The organism is Hallella faecis (assembly GCF_018789675.1).
GTDB lineage: Bacteria > Bacteroidota > Bacteroidia > Bacteroidales > Bacteroidaceae > Prevotella > Prevotella faecis.
The window spans coordinates 1-1,120 of record NZ_JAHKBE010000130.1; the positions used below are offsets into that span (position 1 = coordinate 1).

General features: G+C 31.4%; 1 protein-coding gene. It reads right to left on the reverse strand.

Annotated features, from left to right (window positions below; translation table 11 throughout):
- Positions 1–621: DUF3223 domain-containing protein (locus tag KM934_RS12795; protein WP_215761005.1), on the reverse strand; the 621-nt coding region annotated here is incomplete at its 3' end.
- Positions 622–1,120 lie beyond the last annotated feature (499 nt).

Sequence of the window (1,120 nt, forward strand, 5' to 3'; positions counted from 1 at the left end):
TAGTTTTTGGGTTAGCATCTGCACAGCACTCCACAGGGTTTGTCGGGTGCGCCCAGAATCCGTAAACTCTGTTATTTCCGATCCGTCTTCTGTCTCATTTATCTTAGAATAAATATATTCTTCTCCACCATTTAAGTAAACCCAATTACTTACAAGATCTACAAAGTCCATATCGTAATGATCAACTTCAGCTTCATCAGGACTAGCAATTATTTGTCCACTCAAGTCACTATTTGTTGGATAAACATGGTTAAATTTGTACTTAGTAACGATGTCTTCAACAGTTCTTCTGCATGCGTCCGATATTTCATCAATCTTTTTTCTAGGCCAAATGCAATTAATGTATGAAATGTCTGTTTTTGTTCCGTCTTCTCTTTTAATCCAAAATTGTAGATTCTTCCGATACTTCTTCGATTTTCTTACATCAACCTCAACAATCTTCATTCCCTTTAACTTGTGGCTTTTAGCTAACTGAGTAAAGAAATCTATCATAAACTCCTCATCAAACATGTTTAACCTATCGCCATCCTTGTATGAATTAAGTATTTCCTTACATTTTTCAGCCAAACTTTTTTTAGTGGAAAATGTTTCATTTTGAATAGTAACAACAAACTTTACCATATAAAAATGCTTTTATGAGTCCACTACAAAAAGTACCTTCAAAACGGAGGGGTACCTCAAAATGCTTACAGATTAAAACTACAAAGCATAAAAAGAGCCTGTCTGTATGAAATTTATAGCGAAATAAGGTCTATTTAAGAATGGATCATTATCGCTGTTCTTCTTTCAAATTGATAGTGCTCAGACTTTTTATAGTGGACTCTTTTATTATTTTATAAAATATATACCTATAGCCTTTTTCACTATATAATAAAAATAGTAGATGGCATTTACATTTACATATGTTTTATTATTTTCTTGTATTGACCATTTTTACATTTTATAATTTTAATTCCATTATTATCATTGCTAATAGTCCCATTCAGATTATATTTTGTATCAATATTATCTGATGGCAAAATTACTTTTTGTATTCCAGTTGTAACTCCAATTATTTTTTCAAAATTGTAACTATTCAGCGATAGCCTTGCACCTTAATCCGCGATTGAAATATACAGCA